This window comes from Profundibacter sp. (assembly GCF_965277155.1).
GTDB lineage: Bacteria > Pseudomonadota > Alphaproteobacteria > Rhodobacterales > Rhodobacteraceae > Profundibacter.
In genome coordinates this window covers 319,445-339,072 of record NZ_CBDIBV010000013.1, presented here as the reverse complement: position 1 = coordinate 339,072, position 19,628 = coordinate 319,445, and the positions used below count along the sequence as shown (strand labels likewise).

At 57.6% G+C, this 19,628-nt stretch carries 18 protein-coding genes; 9 read left to right on the top strand and 9 right to left on the bottom strand.

Annotation, left to right across the window (positions count from 1 at the left end; translation table 11 throughout):
• Positions 1-137: 137 nt before the first annotated feature.
• Positions 138-794 carry an IS1595 family transposase gene (locus tag ACQY4M_RS16860; protein ID WP_428539609.1) on the bottom strand — a complete coding sequence of 219 codons (657 nt, stop codon included), beginning with the start codon at positions 792-794 and terminating at the stop codon, positions 138-140.
• A gap of 44 nt (positions 795-838) precedes the next feature.
• Here ACQY4M_RS16860 and ACQY4M_RS16855 point away from each other — a divergent pair, with 44 nt between their 5' ends.
• The 3 genes from ACQY4M_RS16855 to ACQY4M_RS16845 all read left to right on the top strand — a co-directional run bounded on the left by ACQY4M_RS16855 (position 839) and on the right by ACQY4M_RS16845 (position 3,276).
• Positions 839-1,135, top strand: a complete 297-nt coding sequence (locus ACQY4M_RS16855) for a hypothetical protein (protein WP_428546539.1) — start codon at positions 839-841, stop codon at positions 1,133-1,135.
• Between the two features lie 99 nt (positions 1,136-1,234).
• Positions 1,235-2,092 carry a 3-mercaptopyruvate sulfurtransferase gene (gene sseA / locus ACQY4M_RS16850; protein WP_428546536.1) on the top strand — a complete coding sequence of 286 codons (858 nt, stop codon included), beginning with the start codon at positions 1,235-1,237 and terminating at the stop codon, positions 2,090-2,092.
• The gene (locus ACQY4M_RS16845; RefSeq protein WP_428546533.1) at positions 2,092-3,276 is read left to right on the top strand and encodes an aromatic amino acid transaminase; all 1,185 of its coding nucleotides are present in this window, start codon (positions 2,092-2,094) and stop codon (positions 3,274-3,276) included. The genes sseA and ACQY4M_RS16845 overlap by 1 nt, the downstream gene beginning before the upstream one ends.
• A gap of 377 nt (positions 3,277-3,653) precedes the next feature.
• On the opposite strand, the gene ACQY4M_RS16840 is transcribed toward ACQY4M_RS16845, so the two are convergent.
• The gene (locus ACQY4M_RS16840; RefSeq protein ID WP_428539582.1) at positions 3,654-4,880 is read right to left on the bottom strand and encodes an IS256 family transposase; all 1,227 of its coding nucleotides are present in this window, start codon (positions 4,878-4,880) and stop codon (positions 3,654-3,656) included.
• Positions 4,881-5,025: 145 nt separating this feature from the next.
• On the opposite strand from ACQY4M_RS16840, the gene ACQY4M_RS16835 reads away from it, so the two are divergent.
• The 6 genes from ACQY4M_RS16835 to ACQY4M_RS16810 all read left to right on the top strand — a co-directional run bounded on the left by ACQY4M_RS16835 (position 5,026) and on the right by ACQY4M_RS16810 (position 12,086).
• Positions 5,026-6,399 carry a hypothetical protein gene (locus ACQY4M_RS16835; protein ID WP_428546530.1) on the top strand — a complete coding sequence of 458 codons (1,374 nt, stop codon included), beginning with the start codon at positions 5,026-5,028 and terminating at the stop codon, positions 6,397-6,399.
• A complete protein-coding gene (locus ACQY4M_RS16830; RefSeq protein ID WP_428539582.1) occupies positions 6,396-7,622 on the top strand; it encodes an IS256 family transposase in 1,227 nt (408 codons plus the stop codon). The genes ACQY4M_RS16835 and ACQY4M_RS16830 overlap by 4 nt, the downstream gene beginning before the upstream one ends.
• Positions 7,623-7,799: 177 nt before the next feature.
• Positions 7,800-8,573, top strand: coding sequence for an FHA domain-containing protein (locus tag ACQY4M_RS16825; RefSeq protein ID WP_428546527.1), 774 nt, complete (start codon positions 7,800-7,802; stop codon positions 8,571-8,573).
• Complete coding sequence (locus ACQY4M_RS16820; RefSeq protein WP_428546524.1) at positions 8,557-9,465, top strand: PP2C family protein-serine/threonine phosphatase; 909 nt, start codon at positions 8,557-8,559, stop codon at positions 9,463-9,465. The genes ACQY4M_RS16825 and ACQY4M_RS16820 overlap by 17 nt, the downstream gene beginning before the upstream one ends.
• 8 nt (positions 9,466-9,473) lie before the next feature.
• Entirely contained in the window at positions 9,474-10,841 is a 1,368-nt protein-coding gene (locus ACQY4M_RS16815; RefSeq protein ID WP_428546521.1) for a hypothetical protein, read from the top strand.
• A gap of 78 nt (positions 10,842-10,919) precedes the next feature.
• On the top strand, positions 10,920-12,086 hold the full coding sequence (locus ACQY4M_RS16810) for an amidohydrolase family protein (RefSeq protein ID WP_428546518.1): 1,167 nt from the start codon (positions 10,920-10,922) through the stop codon (positions 12,084-12,086).
• Here the strand turns inward: ACQY4M_RS16810 and ACQY4M_RS16805 are convergent.
• The 7 genes from ACQY4M_RS16805 to ACQY4M_RS16775 all read right to left on the bottom strand — a co-directional run bounded on the left by ACQY4M_RS16805 (position 12,083) and on the right by ACQY4M_RS16775 (position 19,597).
• The gene (locus ACQY4M_RS16805; RefSeq protein WP_428546515.1) at positions 12,083-12,517 is read right to left on the bottom strand and encodes a MarR family transcriptional regulator; all 435 of its coding nucleotides are present in this window, start codon (positions 12,515-12,517) and stop codon (positions 12,083-12,085) included. The two genes, ACQY4M_RS16810 and ACQY4M_RS16805, sit on opposite strands and share 4 nt — an antisense overlap.
• Positions 12,518-12,592: 75 nt before the next feature.
• Positions 12,593-13,177, bottom strand: a complete 585-nt coding sequence (locus ACQY4M_RS16800; protein ID WP_428546512.1) for an amino acid synthesis family protein — start codon at positions 13,175-13,177, stop codon at positions 12,593-12,595.
• Positions 13,174-13,755 (bottom strand): amino acid synthesis family protein, encoded by a 582-nt coding sequence (locus ACQY4M_RS16795; RefSeq protein WP_428546509.1) that lies wholly within the window; start codon positions 13,753-13,755, stop codon positions 13,174-13,176. The genes ACQY4M_RS16800 and ACQY4M_RS16795 overlap by 4 nt, the downstream gene beginning before the upstream one ends.
• Positions 13,748-14,602: a UPF0280 family protein gene (locus tag ACQY4M_RS16790; protein WP_428546506.1), complete on the bottom strand. Its 855-nt coding sequence runs from the start codon at positions 14,600-14,602 to the stop codon at positions 13,748-13,750. Before ACQY4M_RS16790 ends, ACQY4M_RS16795 begins: the two co-directional genes overlap by 8 nt.
• Positions 14,599-16,065 (bottom strand): 6-hydroxynicotinate reductase, encoded by a 1,467-nt coding sequence (locus ACQY4M_RS16785; RefSeq protein WP_428546503.1) that lies wholly within the window; start codon positions 16,063-16,065, stop codon positions 14,599-14,601. Before ACQY4M_RS16785 ends, ACQY4M_RS16790 begins: the two co-directional genes overlap by 4 nt.
• The gene (locus ACQY4M_RS16780) at positions 16,062-18,782 is read right to left on the bottom strand and encodes a molybdopterin-dependent oxidoreductase (protein ID WP_428546500.1); all 2,721 of its coding nucleotides are present in this window, start codon (positions 18,780-18,782) and stop codon (positions 16,062-16,064) included. Before ACQY4M_RS16780 ends, ACQY4M_RS16785 begins: the two co-directional genes overlap by 4 nt.
• Positions 18,779-19,597 carry an FAD binding domain-containing protein gene (locus ACQY4M_RS16775; RefSeq protein WP_428546497.1) on the bottom strand — a complete coding sequence of 273 codons (819 nt, stop codon included), beginning with the start codon at positions 19,595-19,597 and terminating at the stop codon, positions 18,779-18,781. The genes ACQY4M_RS16780 and ACQY4M_RS16775 overlap by 4 nt, the downstream gene beginning before the upstream one ends.
• Between the last annotated feature and the right edge of the window lie 31 nt (positions 19,598-19,628).

Below are 19,628 nucleotides of genomic sequence, written 5' to 3'. Positions count from 1 at the left end.
CGTTAACTTTTGTTGAAAATTGTCAATTTCCGGTTAGGCTTGTTGCATCTGCGGCGTCCGGAGCCGCGTTGTAGACATGTATTGATTGGCTCCGTTTTGGGAGGAAAGAGTAAATGATTGGGGGCTGACCCAGATAACTACTTCAAGTAACGCTTAACCCATTGTCTTAGCTGCAATAACTGAGCTGAAGGGTCACTGTTGTTGAAACGCCACTCGCATTCCTTCAAATATAGCCCAAATTGGGCCTTGGGGACACCGTTAAATCGGCGCATGTGGCGCTTGGCTTGGTTCCAGAAATTCTCGATGCCATTGATGTGGTTGTGACGGTCTGCAAAGAGCTTGGAATGGTTGATGCGAAAGTGGTGGAAGTCTGACACATCCAGCACATTATAACCGCGCCAACAATCGGAATAGACGATGGAATCCGGCACGACTTTGCGCTCTATGATCGGGATCAGAGTGGCGGATTTGGCGTCCGGGATGATCTTGGTGTAAACCTTCCCACCCCTTTTTAATATACCAAAAACGGGAATTTTACCTGCCGCACCACGCCCGCGTTTACCTTTGCGTTTGCCGCCAAAGTAGCTTTCGTCCACTTCTATTTCTCCGCCGAACATAGCTTGGCTTTCCGCCTCCAGCTCATAGGCGATTATCTCGCGCAGGCGTAGAAAATAAAACGCTGCGGTCTTGCGGTTTACACCACACAAACTGGCTGCTGTTCGTGCTGTCGATCCCGAAACAAAATGCTCCGTAAGACGGTCTTGCTTGTAGTGGCTCAGGCGACTCTTTCTCATGCTTCCCATCATAACCTCTTTTTAGGTTATCTGGGTCAGCCCCAATGATTGAATTGATTATTAGCCTGATATCGGGCGCGGTTGGCGGTAATGTCGCTGGTGGATTGATGAAAAATCTTAGCCTTGGCACTTTGGGCAATACCGTCGCCGGTGTTGTCGGTGGCGGTCTGGGCGGTAAAATTCTGGGCATGCTGGGGGCTGGCGGAATGGCCGAAATGGCTGGCGATGCTGCCGGTAGCATGGATATCGGTGCGATTGTCGGTCAGGTTGCCTCGGGCGGTGTTGGCGGCGGTGTGCTGCTGGCCGTTGTTGGCATGGTCAAAAAGATGATGGCCAAGTAACAAAATCACGGGCGTCCTGATACACGGGGCGCCCGAATCCCTTGCCAGCGTGTTCCCCTCGCGCTAGGCCATACGGGATAATTGCTAACAGGGGTTCCCATGTCGAACGACGATCCGAAAACACTGGTTTCCACACAATGGCTGGCTGATCATCTGAACAGCCCCGATTTGCGGATATTCGATGCTTCGTGGTTTCTGGATGAACCGGACCGCGATGCCTTTGCCGAATATCAGGCCGTGCATATCCCCAATGCCCGCCATTTCGACATTGACGATGTGGCCGATCACCGATCCGAATTGCCGCATATGGCGCCGCCGATTGAAAAATTCATGTCGCGGATGCGCAGCATGGGGGTTGGTGACGGGCATCAGGTGGTGGTCTATGACAGTGCCGGTATTCTGGTATCCCCCCGCGTATGGTGGCTGTTTCGCCTGATGGGCAAACCCGACATCGCCGTGCTGGACGGTGGCCTGCCCAAATGGCTGGCCGAGGGGCGGCCGGTCGAGGACATGCCCCCCGTCATCCGTGATCGCCACATGACGGTCAGCCGTCAGGCGCAGATGGTCAAGGACGTGACACAGGTCGCCGCCGCCAGCAAACTGGGCGATTATGAAATCGTCGATGCCCGCTCGCCGGGCCGGTTTTGTGGTGAAGAACCGGAACCCCGCGAAGGGCTGCGAATGGGCCACATTCCGAATTCCAAAAATGTCTATTACGCCGACCTGCTGAACAAGGACGGCACGATGAAATCCCCTGACCAGCTAAAGGCGATATTCGAGGCCGCCGGCGTCGACCTGTCCAAACCCGTGATCAACACCTGCGGGTCCGGCGTGACCGCCTGTATCACCGGCCTTGCGCTGGAACGGATCGGGCACCGCAAACATTCGGTCTATGACGGATCGTGGTCCGAATGGGGCATGTACAATGATCTGAAAGTCGCAACCGGAGACGCATGATGCTAACCAACCTGACCCCCCAACCCGCCGATAAAATCCTGCAACTGATGCAGAAATTCCGCGAAGACCCGCGTGCCGACAAGATCGACCTTGGCGTCGGTATCTACAAGGACGCCAGCGGCAACACACCGGTGATGCGCGCCATCAAAGAGGCCGAAAAACGCCTGTGGGAGGTCGAGACGACAAAGAAATACACCGCCCTTGCCGGTGATCCGGCCTATGGCGACGTGATGGTCGATCTGGTGCTGGGCGATGCCGTGCCGCGTGACCGCGTGGCAGCCGCCGCCACACTCGGTGGCACAGGCGCGATCCGTCAGGGCGTGGAGCTGATCAAAATGGCCAACCCAGATGCCACCATCTGGCTGTCCAACCCGACATGGCCCAACCATCCGTCGATCATCAAATACGTCGGCATGAAGATGGCCGAGTACCGTTACTTTGACGACGCCACCCGTGGTGTGGATTTTGATGGCATGATGGCCGATCTGGCGGGGGTGAAAGCCGGTGACGTGGTGCTGCTGCACGGATGCTGCCACAACCCGACCGGCGCCAACCTGAACATGACCCAATGGGCCGAGGTGGTGGAAAGCTTGCAGAAAACCGGCGCGGTGCCGTTTATCGACATCGCCTATCAGGGCTTTGGCGATGGTCTTGAGGATGACGCCGCAGCCGTGCGGCTGGTGGCCTCAAGCTTGCCGGAAACCATCATCGCCGCCAGTTGCTCGAAAAACTTCGGAATCTATCGCGAGCGCACGGGTATTCTGATGACCGTCTCGCAGGACGCGGGAAATAAACCGCTGGCCCAAAGCACATTGGCCTTCCTGAACCGACAGAATTTTTCCTTCCCGCCGGACCACGGCGCGCGGCTGGTGACGATGATCCTGCAAGACAAGGTGCTGCGCGACGACTGGATGGAAGAACTGGAAAATGTCCGCCTTGGCATGCTGGCCCTGCGCACCCAGCTTGCGGGCGAGTTGCAACGCCTGTCGGGGTCTGACCGTTTCGGCTTTCTGGCCCAGCACCGCGGCATGTTCTCGCGCCTTGGCGCGACGCCCGAGCAGGTGGAACGCCTGCGGGCCGAACACGGGATCTATATGATCGGCGACAGCCGCATGAATATCGCGGGCCTGAACGAAGCCACAATTCCGGTGCTGGCCAAGGCGATTATCGATACGGGGATCTAGGGCCAGCCGTCGCCTGTCAGATCGTTTGTGCCAATAAGCGGACGTTTGGGTAAATTTGGCTAATAGTGGCTGTGCGGGACGGAGCTGCCGTTCTAAGGAGACGGCACAGCAGGAGAGTATCGGCCCAAAGTCGATATCGTCATATCAGTTACTCTAGCCGGTCTAGCCCATGGATGGGAACTTAGTCGCCCCGATTTGATCCAGAAAGGCAGGCTTGATTCAAATCATCCTGAAAAATGCCAGATATAGTATAATCGTTCGAGTCTCTTTCTGTCTTGCAAGGCGCTTTGTTACCGGAGGCCACGACAATGGGTTGTGTCTCGAAAGTGGTGGAAATTGATTTCAGGCACCTCCGAGCGGGTTGAGTTATGCGCCGGTCAGGCGGCTTGGTCAAGGGTTGCGTCGGCGACGGGCTGAGCGAGCGTTTCCCAGCCATCGACCTTTCGCATGACGATCTGCCCCGAGGCCATCAGAGCCCAAAGCAGCATCGGCACGGTCTCGGCGCATGGCAGCACGGTCTGGGTCTTGATGCGGCGGCGGAATTCCTCGTTCAGGCGTTCGATCGCATTTGTCGTTCTGGCCGATTTCCACTGGCCTTGTGGCAGACGCGTGAAGGTGAAAAGCTTATCTCCTGCTTCTTCCAAGCTGTCAGCGACGGCCTTGCATTTCAGCCGCCATTTTCGCAGAAATGCCTTGCGGCGGGTGGCGATTTCCTCGGGTGTTTTGGCGTAGATCATGTCGCGGTAATCTTCTGTCAACTCATCATGCATACGCTTGGGTGCCTTGGCCAGAAGGTTGCGGTGCTTGTGCACCGTGCACCTCTGGATCGGCAGATCTTCACCCCAGAGGGCAATGAGAGCGACCTCAAGTCCCGGTGCCCCGTCCACGATGACAAATTCGGGCCGTTTCAACCCGCGCGCATCCAGATCGTTGATGAACTGACGCCAGGCGGAGGTGCTTTCGCCGCCCATGTTCATCAGTGATAACAAGACCTTCTGCCCATCCCGGCGCACGCCAATCGCGGCCAGAACCGAGATATTGGTGGCCTTCCTGTCAATCCGCGTTTTGATCACGGTGCCGTCCAGGATCAGCCGCACGATGTCTTCATCCGCAAGGCTGCGGGCGCACCACGCCTGCCAGTCCACCTTCACCTTGCGCCAGGCGCGGCTCACCACATCCTTGCTGACCGCCCCCTGAAACAGGCCGAACAGGGCGCGTTTTACCCGCCGTGTGTTGGTGCCCGAAAGGTAGACAGCAGCGATCAGCGCCTCGGCCTTCTTCGTCAGCCGCTGGTAGCGGGGCAATGCCTTCGAGCGCCATTCTCTGGCCTTGCCGGCCTCGCCTGTGATCCGCGCACGCGGCACGCGCACCGTTTCGGTTCCAAATGTTCCGACCAGTTGCCGCTCGCGATGCCCGTGGCGGTATCCGGCCTTTGCCCCGCCGCTGCGGCCATACCGGCAACGGCCCAGAAACTGCTCCAGCTCCTCTTCGAAAACCGCCTCGATCGTCGCGCGGATGTTCTGGCGCAGCCGGTCTTCAATCGGGTCATAGCCTGCTTCATTGGCCAGTAGCGCGGATGTCGATGTTGCTGTATTCTTTGTCATGGCGTGATCTCCTTGGCGGTTCCAGCCGCCGGTTGGGTGGCTTCGATGCACCCGGAGATTACGCCGTCCTCGAATTTCCACCAAACTCGCGACACTACCTGTGGTTGCAATTGCGGACACTCCCGAGGTTACCACTGACGTTGTCGTGGATACTCCTATTGTTGAAAATCCCGAGGCTCCAACGGATGTTGTGGTGGATGCGGCTATTGTTGACACCCCCGAGGTCGTCGAAGACGTTGCAGCAGATACACCCGTTCTGGACACTCCAGAGAATGTCGCTGACATTGTTGAGGATGTTCCCGAGGTTGCTGCCGTTGAGGTAGTGGATACGCCCGTTATAGACACCCCCGAGGTTGCCGCCATTGATGTTGTGGATGCGCCCATTGTGGACATCCCCGAGGTTGCTGCAGATATTGTGGCAGACACTGCACAAACCGCAGAAATTACCCCTGATGTTGCGATTGATACACCTGTTGTTGTCGCTGACGTTGCAATGGATACGCCCATTGCGGAAGTCCCCGATGTTGTTGCTGATATTGAGCAGGATGCCCCCGTTTCAGTAACCCCCGAGGTTATCGCTGATGTTGTGGCGGATACTCCTATCGAGGAGCCATTAGAAGTTGCGATTGATGTTGCAACGGATACTCAGGTTATCGACATTCCCGAGGTTGTTGTCGAAGAAGTGGCCGATGCACCTGAAGTAGTCGCAGATGTGATTGCAGACGCCCCGATTGTTGACAGCACCGAAGCGGTTGCTGCTGTTGTCGAGGATACCCCAGTTGCGGACACACCCGAGGCCGCTTCGGATGTTGTCGCCGTTTTGGAATCCTCTGCCGAAATTGAGCCCGTAGCTGAAATAATACCGGTATCAATCGAGACAGAAGTTGCTGTAGATCAGCCTGCCGCACCGGTTAATATCGAAAGCGTGGGAACCTTGGGTTTCTTGCCGGTTAAATCTGCTTACTTGCCCTTCTCGGAAAGTGCGGATCAACCTGGTATTGTTGCCCGGATTGGTGAAGATGCACCGGCATGGGTTCAGGTTGGTCAGCAGATCACAGCGATAAATGGTGTGCCAATTGACTCATTTGCACAGATCAACCCGACCTTGCGTAGTTTGGAAAACCTGGGCGATCTGGATACAGTTCAGGCTGCTTTCACAGTTGAGGGGACAGAAGATCCGCAATCAGCAAATCTTGCTGTTGTTTCGGGCCTTGTGCTTCCGGCTGGTCTGGAGCTGCAGATGCGGGAAATTCCTGACGGAACTGTTCGCCCGATAGCCATCACATCACAGCAAGCCGAGAACAGCATTATAGCTGGCGATGTTATCCTGACGTATCTGGATACAGGCGAAAAAATCGGGGTTGATATTTCTCTGGACGAGCTTCTGTTGAGAGAGATCAACAAGGGTGACGCAAAGGTAGTGTCGCGAGTTTGGTGGAAATTCGAGGACGGCGTAATCTCCGGGTGCATCGAAGCCACCCAACCGGCGGCTGGAACCGCCAAGGAGATCACGCCATGACAAAGAATACAGCAACATCGACATCCGCGCTACTGGCCAATGAAGCAGGCTATGACCCGATTGAAGACCGGCTGCGCCAGAACATCCGCGCGACGATCGAGGCGGTTTTCGAAGAGGAGCTGGAGCAGTTTCTGGGCCGTTGCCGGTATGGCCGCAGCGGCGGGGCAAAGGCCGGATACCGCCACGGGCATCGCGAGCGGCAACTGGTCGGAACATTTGGAACCGAAACGGTGCGCGTGCCGCGTGCGCGGATCACAGGCGAGGCCGGCAAGGCCAGAGAATGGCGCTCGAAGGCATTGCCCCGCTACCAGCGGCTGACGAAGAAGGCCGAGGCGCTGATCGCTGCTGTCTACCTTTCGGGCACCAACACACGGCGGGTAAAACGCGCCCTGTTCGGCCTGTTTCAGGGGGCGGTCAGCAAGGATGTGGTGAGCCGCGCCTGGCGCAAGGTGAAGGTGGACTGGCAGGCGTGGTGCGCCCGCAGCCTTGCGGATGAAGACATCGTGCGGCTGATCCTGGACGGCACCGTGATCAAAACGCGGATTGACAGGAAGGCCACCAATATCTCGGTTCTGGCCGCGATTGGCGTGCGCCGGGATGGGCAGAAGGTCTTGTTATCACTGATGAACATGGGCGGCGAAAGCACCTCCGCCTGGCGTCAGTTCATCAACGATCTGGATGCGCGCGGGTTGAAACGGCCCGAATTTGTCATCGTGGACGGGGCACCGGGACTTGAGGTCGCTCTCATTGCCCTCTGGGGTGAAGATCTGCCGATCCAGAGGTGCACGGTGCACAAGCACCGCAACCTTCTGGCCAAGGCACCCAAGCGTATGCATGATGAGTTGACAGAAGATTACCGCGACATGATCTACGCCAAAACACCCGAGGAAATCGCCACCCGCCGCAAGGCATTTCTGCGAAAATGGCGGCTGAAATGCAAGGCCGTCGCTGACAGCTTGGAAGAAGCAGGAGATAAGCTTTTCACCTTCACGCGTCTGCCACAAGGCCAGTGGAAATCGGCCAGAACGACAAATGCGATCGAACGCCTGAACGAGGAATTCCGCCGCCGCATCAAGACCCAGACCGTGCTGCCATGCGCCGAGACCGTGCCGATGCTGCTTTGGGCTCTGATGGCCTCGGGGCAGATCGTCATGCGAAAGGTCGATGGCTGGGAAACGCTCGCTCAGCCCGTCGCCGACGCAACCCTTGACCAAGCCGCCTGACCGGCGCATAACTCAACCCGCTCGGAGGTGCCTGAAATCAATTTCCACCACTTTCGAGACACAACCGACGCAAAACTGAATTTCATTATTGATCGTGGCGGGAAAAAATGGATCGCGCCTGTTCAACTGACTGACAACAACTAAGCCGTTTTGGTTTTTGTAAGGAAAGTAAAGAGCATGGGACTACTTGGTAAGCTGTTTGGAAAACATCATTCGGATCAGGACGATGCCTGGGAGAATGAGCAGGACGATCTGGGTAAAGATGTATCCGAGGTCGAGGGCGATATGGCTGTATCGCTGGAGAATTTCCCTGAATTGCAATCTGTTATTGATGCTGCCGAGGAAAAAGAAGAAGTGGCGGCTGTCAATATCTGGGATATCAACGACGAGGCCCCGGAAACACCGGAAGTGCCGCTTGCAGCCCCAGAAGAAACCGCTTTTGAGCCCAAACGACGCACCCGCCGCCCGGCGCGCAACAAAACCCGGATTCTGGGCTTTCAGCCACAGGATGCTTCGGTTGCCAACCCGTTTGACGAAGCCGAACAACCCGTTGCTGTTTCCCAAACGATGATGTCGATGAATCCAACCGGCTGGTTGGTGGTTATTTCCGGTCCGGGGGTTGGTGCAAGCTTCCCTTTGTTTGCCGGCATGACGAAAATCGGTCGCGGTCTGGATCAGACGATCCCACTGGATTTTGGTGATATGGCCATCTCACGCGATAACCATGCCGCAATTGCCTATGATCCGACCGAACATCTGTTCTATCTGGGCCATGGCGGGAAATCCAACATTGTCCGGTTGAACGGAAAACCTGTCCTTACCACAGAACAAGTCAAGGATGGTGACGAATTTTTGATTGGTGAAACCACGTTGCGCCTAAAGACATTCTGTGGCCCCGATTTTAATTGGGAAAGCACCAATGAAGGGGACGAAGATGTGGCGATCGCGTGAATCGCGTTTTGATGTTGCCAGCGCGATAAGCAAAGGCGCACGCGACTATCAGGAAGATGCCATTGTCATCGACTTTCCAATCGGTTCGGATACCGGTTTTCTTGTGATGGCCGATGGCATGGGCGGCCATGCTGCCGGTGATGTTTCCAGCAAACTTGTCCTTACCGAAGTTTACGGTGAGCTGAAATTCCAGCTGGCGGATACAGACGCATTCGAGGCCGAGGCCCCGGCCATTTTGCGTGAAATCGCTAATATGGCGAATGAAAGTATCGCAACCCATGTGGCGCACCACCCCGAAGCTGAAGGCATGGGTGCAACACTGGTGGTTCCGGTTATCATGGAAAACCGTTTGTATTGGTTATCTGTGGGGGATTCCCCGCTGTATTTGTTCCGGCAGGGCAAGATGAAACAGTTAAACGAAGACCATTCAATGGCGCCACAGATCGACCTGATGGTGCAATCCGGTCTGCTGGATGCCGACGCCGCGCTGGATCATCCTGATCGCAACTGCCTGACATCAGTGATGATGGGCGAACGGATCTCTAAAATTGATTGCCCTGAACAGCATGTCGAACTGAGTGAAGGGGATATTCTTGTTTGTTCTTCCGATGGTTTGCAATTTCTGACAGATGCCCAGATCGAGCGGCTGTTGAATAAAAACCGCCGTAAAAGTGCCTCTGAAATTGCTGCAGTTCTGTTAAACGAGTTGGGAAAACTTGATGATCCTGATCAGGACAACATCGCCTTTAGTGTGATCAAGGTAAATGATGCAACGGCCACGCCGATGGCTGAACGGGTGCGCCGTCAGACAATGGCAAAGGCTGCGAATGTTAGCAATGGAAGCCACGTTTACGAGCCTGATGAAATACGGGCCGTGAATACCGGAAAGTGATGGAGTAGATGTCTAAGAAATCCACCCGGGAAAAACTTGAACTTGCTATCTCGACCGGCCTTTTGCCGGCGGAGGTTGCGAAACCCGCCGCAAATATCCTGAAGGGGTTCGATACGCCCCTGCGGGTTGTATTGCTGGGGGCTTCCGGTGCTGGAAAAACGGCCGTTCTGAATTTGCTTCTGGGTCAGAATATGGTGCCTGACAGGGTAGATGGAATGCCGTCTGTTAAACTGGAATTCGGGGTCGAGCCTAAAATGCTCTGCACTTTGCCAGACGGATCGAAGAAAATCATCGGTGGTATTGATTTCGAGGCTTGTGCCAGCCTTAAACCTGCCTTTGTGACTGTGCAGGCAAACTTACCGGCTTTGGCCAAAATCAGCGTTATGGAAGTTGTCGCTCCGGATATTCCCGAACAACAACAAAAGGCAGTTTCCTGGGCTTGCAAGCAAGCTGATGTCGTTATCTGGTGTTCAACAGACTTTACCGAAGACGAGCAAGATATCTGGGATGTTGTACCTGGCCGCCTGAAGGATCACGGTTTCCTATTACTGACCAAAACAGATCAACTGATGGGTCAAGCCGAGATCAACACACGCCTTGCCACCTTGTCACAAAATTGCGGGGACGAGTTTTTGCGTATTTTGCCGATCTCGGCCAAATTGGCCCTGGAGGCACGCGGCACTGGTCAGAATATCAATTTGAATCTGTTCAAATCCAGTGGTGCAACCGGCCTGATTTCTGCGATCAAAGGGCAGATAGAAGAAGCACAGCGGGCAACCACCGACAATGCGGAACAGATACTGGCGCGGTATTGTCGCGATTGTGATTTTCAGGAATCGAAAACTGTGGTGGACACACCGTCGCAGGTTAGCGAACCGGTGCCTGAAGACATCTCTGTCAAAGCAGACACATCAGAACACGAACAGACCAATACTACACCACATATGGCAGAGGTTCCGCCTGTAGAGGCCCCGGCTGAACCGGAACGCCCACGCACGGCCGCCGCACCTAAACTCGAAGTTGTCGGCCCGTCTTACACGGACAAATCCGCAGACAAAGACAAGGTTTTGCTGGAAGAGGCCCTTGCAGTGCTTTCTGTCTACGAGCGTGATCTGGTCGCATCTTTGGACCATCCCGAGCCATGGGATGATGATCAAGCGTTGCAGGTTTGCGAAGAAGCCATTGCAATGCTGCCCGGCGTTCTGGAAGACGGGTCAAGCCCGGCGCTGTCGGATGTTATCGCAGGTGTTTATGATGCACAGGATACGCTGATTTTAATGCAGCACGAGCAGTCGGAGTCTGTTGCGGATGATGCCCTGACCTTATTGTTGCAGGTCCGGCGCGATATCGAAAGTATGCTGGCTCGCGCTGCTTAACAGACCCGCTTTACAACCCCGCGCTTGACGCATCGTTTTCCCCGTTCGTATACTAACGAAAACAGCGGGAGCGATGCCATGTCACAGAAACTTGTCATTCGGAATATCGGGCTGCTTTTGTCCGGCAAAATGGAAGTGCCCATTCTGGAAGCGGATTGCCTGATTGCCGTTGACGGTAAAATCAGCGCTATCGGGTATGAAAAGGACATGGATGGCGAGGGCGCGACCTCGGTGATCAATGCCCATGGGGTAACGTTGGCCCCCGGTCTAATCGACAGCCATGTGCACCCCGTGATTGGCGACTATACGCCGCGTCAGCAACAGATCAATTGGATCGACAGCACCCTGCACGGCGGCGTTACCACGATGATTTCGGCGGGCGAAGTGCATTTGCCTGGACGGCCCAAGGATGTGGTGGGGCTAAAAGCTTTGGCAATTGCATCACAGCGCTGGTACGAAAATTTCCGCCCCTCGGGGATGAAGGTTCTGGCCGGCGCGCCGATCCTCGAGGAAGGTATGGTCGAGGCCGATTTCAAAGATCTGGCCGACGCAGGTGTCAAACTGCTGGGCGAGGTGGGACTTGGCACCGTCAAGGACGGAAAAACTGCCCGTCAGATGGTCGACTGGGCGCGAAAATACGGTATCCAGAGCACGATCCACACAGGCGGCCCTTCGGTGCCGGGATCAGGACTGATTGATGCCGATATGGTGCTGGAAACCGGCACCGATGTGATTGGTCATATCAACGGTGGCCATTCTGCCCTGCCGGATGATCAGATCACATGCCTTTGCGAAAGTTGTAAGGCAGGGCTGGAGATTGTCCACAACGGCAATCAGCGCGCCGCGATGCTGACACTGAACACAGCGCGGGAATTGAAACAGATGGACCGGATCATACTGGGCACCGACGGCCCCGCCGGATCGGGCGTTCAACCGCTGGGAATTCTGCGTATGGTGGCGATGCTGTCGAGCTTTGGTGACCTGCCTGCCGAGATCGCATTTTGCTTTGCCAACGGCAATACATCTCGGCAGCGGGAACTGGATACAGGGTTGATCGAAGTTGGCTATGCCGCCGATTTTGTGCTGATGGATCAGGCGCAACATGCACTGGGTAAAAATATTCTGGAGTCGGTGGAACTGGGCAACCTGCCGGGTATCGGAATGACCATCATTGACGGGGTTGTCACCAGCCATCGCAGCCGCAACACGCCACCGGCCACGCGGTTCCCCGAGGTTATTCTTTAGGTCAGTTTTCGAAGTAATTTCAACAGGCTGCGCTGTTCCGAACTGCTCAGAGGCTTCAGCGTTTCTGCTGTTATTTCATGGCCCGTTTCATGTAAGGAAGGGATCAGTGCCGCACCGGTTTCCGATAGGGAAATCAGCGTGCGGCGTTTATCATTCGGGTCGGGTTTGGAAACAACCAGCCCTTTGCGAAGCAACCGGTCCACAACCCCTTTGATTGTTGCCACATCCATTGACGCCAGCCGCCCCAGACGATTTTGCGAACACTCCCCCTGTTCATACAGGCGCATCAGGGTGGAAAACTGGGTCGGGGTCAGCCCAGCGGGTGCCAGTGACTGGAATATCCCTGCGTGCCGCTGGCTGGCCAAACGCATGATGTAACCGGCCTGATTGTCCAGCCTGTATTCGTCCCGATTTTCTGTTTCGTCTGCCATAATGCGCTCGCTTTAATCAATGCTACACCAACAATAAAGGGTTTTGCACAGCATCACAATGACAGGTGGAAACCGCTATTTTAACCCGTCTTTGCCAATGGCATCCTTGGCTTTCAGCCCACCCACACGCGGCAGGGGTCGGCCGCTGTCAGTAACGGCCACGGCGACCATGATTTCACGCGCGCGCGGTGCGTCGTTCAGGCGCACTTCGATACCGTCGAAATGGCTGCGGACATAGGCGGCGTCCTTGTGGCCCAGCGGCACGTCCAGAACCTGACCGGGGCTGCCCATTTTCTTGGATGACGCCACCAGCGCTGCCCCTTTTTCCACCGCTTTGCGCAAGGGCGCGCCCAGTTTCGGATGCAGGATTGCGGCGGCATGTTCCAATTCGCCTGCCTCGCCAACCATCGCGGATTTGCCATAGCTTTCGGCCTGCTCTGGCTTGATTCCCAAGGCTTCTACGCAACGGTTTCCCAACAGTTCGCCCAGCTCTGCGCCGATATCCATCAGCGGGGTCAGGTCTTCGTGGTATTCACCTGCCAAAGGGTTTTCGATCACCGCCACAGCCACGGCTTTGCGGGTCGGGGGTGAAATCTCGCGCTCCATCTCGCGGTGGGTTTCCTCGATAAACACGGCGATTTTGCGTATCTTTGCACTCATCTTAGGCCATCCTTCCCAATAATATCCGCCGCTTCCAACCCGCCCGAGCGGGAATGGATACGCGGTCCTGTTGTCATCACCAGCGCCAGCGCCATTTCGTCGGCACGCGGGGCATCGTTACAACCCACTTCCATCGAATCAAAATGGCTGCGCACATAGGCGGCGTTGATATGGGTGATCGGCACATCCAGCCGTGCGCCCACACCGCCCACTTTCTTGGTCGAAGGCACGATTGCGTTACAGACCGGCAGCAGTTCGCGCATCGCATAACCGCCGGGGGCGTGCCAAAGTGCCCCGTGTTCTAACTCACCACCTTCGCCAATCAGCGCGCCTTTGCCGTAGCCTTCGATCTTGTCCGGCCCACCCAGCAGATCCACCAGCTTTTGCGCCATTTGCAGGCCCAGCGGGCGCAGGTCGTCGATAAAGCCCTGAATGTCGGGTTCATAGCGGTGTGCAAACGGGTTGCGGATGATTGCCAGAACCGAGCCACGTTTATGCGGGGTTTCGGCGTCAGGTCCGCCTTCGTGATAGATTTCATCGACGGCGGAAACGGTTTTTCGCAGGATGACGTCAGGCATGGGCAATGGTCCTGTTTTGGGGGGTGAATTGGTGGCCAAGGGTGCGGTTCTGCCCCTGAAGGAACAAGGTGGCAGCGTAGATTTTTTGGCTGGCAAGCATGGTGCGGGCGGTGCGGGTACCGTTGTTTAGCGCGGACGCAATGTCAGATGCGCTTAACGGATCGCAACGGGTCACAACCGGCCGGTCACCCAGATCGGTATCATCGCGCAGATCATGGGCAGGGGCGCGGTGGATAGCAGGGTGGTTCGGCAGGTCGATCGCATTGGCAACCAGCGTGGCGGCAACATCGGCCATAGCGGCGTTTTTGGCAAGGATAGTCACTGATTCCGCGATTCCAAACGACAGGCTGCGCCCGCCTTGGCCGCTGGTGGCGATGCCGCCGATCCCGTCACTGTGGTTGATCTCGATCCGCCCCAGATCATCCCCATCCAGCCCCGCCATTGCCATGGTAAATCGCTGCCCTTTGGCCAGATGCAGAGCAATATCGCCGCCGTTGTTCACATATGCGCGGCGCAAGGGGGTGGCGTTGGTCATGGCCTGCAACACCTCGTCCGCTACGGCACCAGCGACCGCGGCCATGCGGGTCAGGAAGGTATCGCAAAACGGCAGGGCGGCAGTGTGCATCCGTTTGGCAACCGTGCCGGCGGGGACGGGTGAGTCGAGGTGTATGGGTTTGCGCAGCTCGTCCAATTCTGTCACTAATTCTGCCAAAATCGTCTCAAAACGGTTGCGCGCGGCGGCATAGGCAAGCCTGCAATCACCATCCGCCCCGATTACCAGATCAATCGGCCCGTGCTGCAAATGCAGCCGGTTGCCGGATAGCATTGTGGCCTGTACCCCCTTCATGACTTGTCCTTCCAGCGGTAATGCCGGTGGTCATGCGGATGCGGTTGGCTTTGGTTGTGGCTAAGGGTGCGGTTGTCGGCGTGCAGCACATCGGCGGTATTGCGGATTTCCTCCATATGGCCGCCAAGGGCTGCGTAATCGGATTTGCGCAGGGTGAATTCGATCGGTGCGACCAAGGCTGGTGTGGGGACATAACCGAAGGAGCCTGTGGGCATTTCCATCACGTCCACCATCACAGTGATGCCGCCACCGGGCCAGATATAGGCCTCGGCCCCGCCACAGGACACATAGGTCAGCGAATCCTTTACCGATTTGGTCAGGCGCACGGGATTTTCTGTAACGCCGGCACGCAGGGATCCGCCAGCGCCCGCCATGAACAGCACCGAACACAGCGAGGGTTCGCAGTTTTCGGCGATCCGCTCTGCCGACAGTTTCAGCGCAGGCGGAATATCGGCGGGTTGCGGTTTCAGGTCGGCGTCCAACACGAAATAGGCGTATTGTTCGCCCGTGGTCGAAACCATCAACAGGCGCAGCCCTTGCCACGCGATTTTCGCATTGAACGGGCCAAGGATGGTCAGCGGGTCGTCAATATCGGTGCCACCCCAGCCGGTGCCCGGTTCCGCCACCCGAAAATAGCGCCCTGGGGTCGAACGCCGCCCCAAAATCTTGATCCCGGTCGGCGGCACATCCAGCAGTTTGCCCGCTTGATGTTCCGACAAAACGCCGGTGATGTGGTCATCCACCACCACCACTTCGTCCACATGATCGACCCATTGTTTGGCAAACATTCCGATGGTGGCCGACCCACAGCCAACCCGCATCAATTTCTCTGGCTCGCCATTGATCACCGGCGGTTGCCCCGCCTGCACCACAAGGGAAATGTCGCTGATCTGCATCTCGACCGGCTCGCGATTGCACAGGCGCAGCAGGGCGTCACAGGTCACGCGCCCCTCCTTTTTGCTGCCGCCCGTCAAGTGATCGACCCCGCCCAGCGATAGCATTTTCGAGCCATACTCGGACGTCATCACATGCCCGATCGGCTCGCCGTCTACCAGCACCACTTCGCGCTCGTGTCCGATATGGCGGTCGGTGTCGATTTTCACCTTCACACCACAGTAGGAAAAAATGCCCTCGGTCACAACGGTGACCATATCCACGCCCTCGATATCCTGCGAAACGATAAAGGGGGCGGGTTTGTAATCGGGATAAGTGGTGCCCGCACCAACGGCGGTGATGAACGCCTTTTCCGATTGCAGCAGGTCGCCGTCCCAGTCGGACCCGTCGGTGTCTTTCATAAACGGCACCAGTTTGTCGGGACTGGTTTCCAGCACTGTCAGCGGGTCCAGCCGCACCAGATCGCCGCCGTGGTTTGCATAGCGGTCACAGGCGCCGATTTTACCGTCCGCGATATAGCACATCACGGGGCAGGCATCGCAGCGGATTTTTTCGGGTTTGTCGGTCATTTGCGGGCCTCCAGAATGGCCGCGCGCACCCGTGCCGGTGTGGCGGGCAAGTGGCGGATACGCACACCACATGCGTGATGGATCGCGTTCAGGATGGCCGGCGCGGTGGGGATCAGCACATGTTCGCCCAGCCCCTTGGCGCCGTAAGGGCCGTGGGCATCGGGGGCCTCGATGATCAGGGTTTCCACGGGGGGCATGTCGCCCATCGTAGGGATCAGGTAATCATGCAGGTTTTCGGTACGCCCCGGCAGGTATTCTTCCATCAGGGCCATGCCCAGCCCCTGCGCAATGCCGCCCTGAACCTGCCCTTCGACCAGCATCGGGTTGATGGCGTGGCCCACATCATGGGCGGCAACGAATTTCTGTGCCTTCACCAGTCCCAGCGCGGTGTCCACCATCACCACCACCAGATGCGCGGCATAGCCGAACTGGGCATAAGGGATGCCTTGGCCGTTTTTATCCAGCGGCTTGGTGGGCGGGTCATAGGTTTCTTCGGCGCGGAAGGTGTAGCCTTCGGAATCGGTGGGCAGTTGGCGCAGGTCGATCCGGTGGGTTTGGTCGCCATCTGTGACGGTGATTTCCCCGTCGCCAAACGTCAGCTCCGCTGCCTCGCCTGCGTTGACCTGAGCCAGAATGCTGGTGCGCAGGGCCTGCCCCGACAGCCGCGCGGCGTTGCCCGAAACATAGGTCTGGCGCGAAGCCGAGGTTTTGCCAGCGTCCGGCGTTACATCGGTATCCGCGCCGATCAGGGTGATTTGCTGCACGGGAACACCCAAAGCTGTGGCAAAGATTTGCGCGATCACAGTGTTGGCCCCTTGGCCGATGTCCATCGCGCCCTGATGCAGCACCACTGTGCCATCGGCGCGGATGCCCGATTTGATAGTCGAGGGGTTGGGCAGCGAGGTGTTGCCGCAGCCATACCAGCCCGCCGCAAGCCCGACGCCCATCTTCAGGGTCTCGTTTTCGGCATTAAACGCGGCGGCCTTGGCGCGCTCAGAGTCCCATGCGGGACGCAGGGCCTCAAGGCAGGGTTTAACGCCGACACCTTGTTCAAACACCTGCCCGCACACTGTGGGCATGCCGTTATCCAGCGCGTTTATCAGGCGGAACTCCAGTGCGTCCATGCCCAGCTTTTGCGCCAGTTCGTCAAACAGCGTTTCCTGTGCCACCGCCGATTGCGGCACGCCGAAGCCGCGAAACGCACCGGAAGGCGGGCAATGGGTATGCACCGCCTGTGTCTCGGCGCGATAGTCGGTAATTCGGTAGGGGCCTGAGGCATGAACCGGCACGCGGTTGGCCACGGTCGGCCCCCAACTGGCATAGGCGCCAGTGTTGAATTGGCCGAAAAAGTTGAAACCGGACAGGGTGCCATCCGCCTTGGCTCCGATTTGCAGGCTGATCTGTGCGGGGTGGCGTTTGGTGGTGGATTGCAATGATTCCGTACGGCTGTAGGTCAGGCGCACCGGTTTGCCGGTTTTCAGGGTGGCCAGCGCCAGATAGGGCTGCACCGACAGATCCAGCTTGGAGCCAAAGCCACCACCAACGCCGGTTGGCACAATGCGGATCTGGTTGGCGTCCATTGCAAGGATCAGTTCCAGCGCGTCGCGGTCCATGACAGGCGCCTGGGTGCAGGCGTGGATTTCAACGCGGCCATCGACCATCTGCGCAAATCCGGCCTCGGGCTCGATATAGGCGTGTTCGACAAAGCTGGTGGTGAAATCGGCCTGAACGGTGATGTCGGCATTGTCCAGCGCGGCCTGTGGATCACCGCATTTCACAAAGCCGCCGCACATGATGTTGCCCTTGCGGCCTTTGTGCAGTTGTGGGGCGGAGGCATCCAGCGCCTGATCCATGGTTTGGGCATCAATCAGTTGTTCCCATGTCACCGGAAAATCGGCGGGGTCGAATTGGCGGATGAAATCGGGGGTGGCGATGATGGCGGCCACGGCTTCGCCACGAAAACGGGTTTCATTCACGGCGAACACGGGTTGATCGGCAAAATCAGGGATCACGCCAAAGCAGTTTTTGCCGGGGATGTCGGCGGCAGTCAGAACCGTTTCCACCCCGTCATTGACCGCGACGAACCCGTCCAGATCACCCAGCACAAATTCCGCGCGGGCATGGGGCGAGCGGATGATCAGGATTTCGAATGTGCCGGCGGGGGCGATGTCATCCCCAAACGCCTCGCGTCCTTCGACCTTGGCCTGACCGTCAAGGCGGCGGATGGCGGCGCCTGTGTGGCCGACAGGATCGTCCAGCGCAGGTGCAGGATTGGCAACGGCCAGAACGGCTTCGATTATCTTTCGATAGCCAGTGCAGCGACACAGTACACCGCCAAGGGCATCCTGCACCTGTTCCGCTGTCGGGTCGGGGTTTTCACGCAGCAGGGCCGCGGCGGCAACCATCATGCCGGGGGTGCAGATGCCGCATTGGGCCGCGCCATAATCCTGAAAACTTTCGCGCAAGCGGGCGGCGATTTCATCGTCTTGCAGGCCACTCAGGGTATGCACCTGCCGCCCTTCGGCCTGTTGGGTTGGGGTCAGGCAGGCACAGATGGGGGTGCCGTCCAACAATACTGTGCAAGCGCCACAATCGCCCGCGTTGCAGCCGATTTTCACATCCCGCGCGCCAAGGCTTTCGCGCAGGGTTTCGGACAGGCGTTCGCCGATGGCGGGGGTGGTGGAGACAGGTTTGCCATTCAGGGTGAAATCGGTCATGCGCAGGCCCCCGCAATGGTGCGGCGGATCAGTTCGGCAACGGCATCCAGCCGGTATTCACCGCTGCCGCGCATGTCAGAGATGGGGGCAAGTGGGGTTAGATGGGCGGCGGCGATTTGTATGCTTTCGGGGGCGGTGCTGATCAGGTCCGTTTCCAGCGCAGTCAGGCGTTGCGCCACGGGCGAGCAGGCCCCGACCGCCACGCGGGCATGGTTGATCTGCCCCTGCGCATCAGAGCCAATCACGGCCGCAACCATTACCGTTGAAATCACCAGATATTTCCGGCTGCCCAGTTTGCTGAACGCGGCCCGCGCATGATCCGGTTGCGGCGGGATAAGAATGGCCGTCACCATTTCCCAGACCTGCAAAGCGGTCTGGCGCACACCCGTGATGAATTCGGACAATGGCAAAACCCGCGTGCCCTTAACCGAGGCAAGTTCTACCCGTGCTTCCAGCGTCAACAGCGGCGGCACCCCGTCGGCGGCGGGCGAAGCATTGACCAGATTGCCCGCTATCGTGCCCGCGTTTTGGATTTGCTGCGATCCGATCTGATAAGCGGCCTGTTTCAACCCGTCAAAAACGGCGGGCAGATCAGCATTGATAACATCGATCCATGTTGTCGCTGCACCAATGCGCCAACCCGCACGATCCTGCACAATCCCACGCAGCCCATTGATCCGGCTGACATCCAGTATCGCCTGAGGGGCAGTTCCCATAGCCGGAAAAAAATCTGTCCCGCCCGCCACAATCGACACGGCGGTGGCGTCCAGATGCGCAAGCGCATCGTCCAAGGTCTCGGGCGCGAAATAGGTCACGAATGGCCCCCTGTTGGCGCTATGGGTTTTT

Bases quoted from the DNA above. Each gene is read 5' to 3' on its own strand.
- ACQY4M_RS16860 (WP_428539609.1), bottom strand. From the start codon at position 794: ATGAGAAAGAGTCGCCTGAGCCACTACAAGCAAGACCGTCTTACGGAG.
- ACQY4M_RS16855 (WP_428546539.1), top strand. From the start codon at position 839: ATGATTGAATTGATTATTAGCCTGATATCGGGCGCGGTTGGCGGTAAT.
- sseA (WP_428546536.1), top strand. From the start codon at position 1,235: ATGTCGAACGACGATCCGAAAACACTGGTTTCCACACAATGGCTGGCT.
- ACQY4M_RS16845 (WP_428546533.1), top strand. From the start codon at position 2,092: ATGCTAACCAACCTGACCCCCCAACCCGCCGATAAAATCCTGCAACTG.
- ACQY4M_RS16840 (WP_428539582.1), bottom strand. From the start codon at position 4,880: ATGACAAAGAATACAGCAACATCGACATCCGCGCTACTGGCCAATGAA.
- ACQY4M_RS16830 (WP_428539582.1), top strand. From the start codon at position 6,396: ATGACAAAGAATACAGCAACATCGACATCCGCGCTACTGGCCAATGAA.
- ACQY4M_RS16825 (WP_428546527.1), top strand. From the start codon at position 7,800: ATGGGACTACTTGGTAAGCTGTTTGGAAAACATCATTCGGATCAGGAC.
- ACQY4M_RS16820 (WP_428546524.1), top strand. From the start codon at position 8,557: ATGTGGCGATCGCGTGAATCGCGTTTTGATGTTGCCAGCGCGATAAGC.
- ACQY4M_RS16815 (WP_428546521.1), top strand. From the start codon at position 9,474: ATGTCTAAGAAATCCACCCGGGAAAAACTTGAACTTGCTATCTCGACC.
- ACQY4M_RS16810 (WP_428546518.1), top strand. From the start codon at position 10,920: ATGTCACAGAAACTTGTCATTCGGAATATCGGGCTGCTTTTGTCCGGC.
- ACQY4M_RS16805 (WP_428546515.1), bottom strand. From the start codon at position 12,517: ATGGCAGACGAAACAGAAAATCGGGACGAATACAGGCTGGACAATCAG.
- ACQY4M_RS16800 (WP_428546512.1), bottom strand. From the start codon at position 13,177: ATGAGTGCAAAGATACGCAAAATCGCCGTGTTTATCGAGGAAACCCAC.
- ACQY4M_RS16795 (WP_428546509.1), bottom strand. From the start codon at position 13,755: ATGCCTGACGTCATCCTGCGAAAAACCGTTTCCGCCGTCGATGAAATC.
- ACQY4M_RS16790 (WP_428546506.1), bottom strand. From the start codon at position 14,602: ATGAAGGGGGTACAGGCCACAATGCTATCCGGCAACCGGCTGCATTTG.
- ACQY4M_RS16785 (WP_428546503.1), bottom strand. From the start codon at position 16,065: ATGACCGACAAACCCGAAAAAATCCGCTGCGATGCCTGCCCCGTGATG.
- ACQY4M_RS16780 (WP_428546500.1), bottom strand. From the start codon at position 18,782: ATGACCGATTTCACCCTGAATGGCAAACCTGTCTCCACCACCCCCGCC.